Annotated in this window: 1 pseudogene; it reads right to left on the reverse strand. The window is 77.4% G+C overall.

From position 1 onward, the window contains the following. Positions 1-363 (reverse strand): annotated as a pseudogene (locus D7X99_RS42090) (tenascin-X); the annotation flags it as partial. Positions 364-420 lie beyond the last annotated feature (57 nt).

Genomic DNA, 420 nt, shown 5'->3' on the forward strand with positions numbered 1-420 from the left:
CCCCGGCGCCTGCCCCACCAGCGTGGCCGTCAGCACGCCCGTGGCCTCCGGCCGGTAGGACAGCCGGACCGGGACCTCGCCCGGCGCCATGCGTGTGGGCAACCCGGACGCGGAGAACGGGGCCGCCAGCGCCGTCCACTCCACGTCCAGCGTCGTCCGGCCCGCGTTCACCACCCGGAGCTCCACCACCCGCTCCACCCGGGGGTAGCTGGCCGGGAACGTCACGGCCTCCTGGGAGACCCGCAGGAGGCTCCGGGCGCCCGTCAGCGGGGGTTCGTCCCGGCAAGCGCTTCCGAAGGCCAGGAGGGCCGCCAGGGCCATCGCCAGGGCCACCGGCCGGCCCGGCACCGACCCCGGGGACACCGTTGGAGCCTCCGGAAGGCCCTTCAGGCCCCCACTGCCCACCGTCCGCGTGCGCGC

It is taken from the genome of Corallococcus sp. AB032C, from assembly GCF_003668935.1.
Taxonomy (GTDB): domain Bacteria; phylum Myxococcota; class Myxococcia; order Myxococcales; family Myxococcaceae; genus Corallococcus; species Corallococcus exiguus.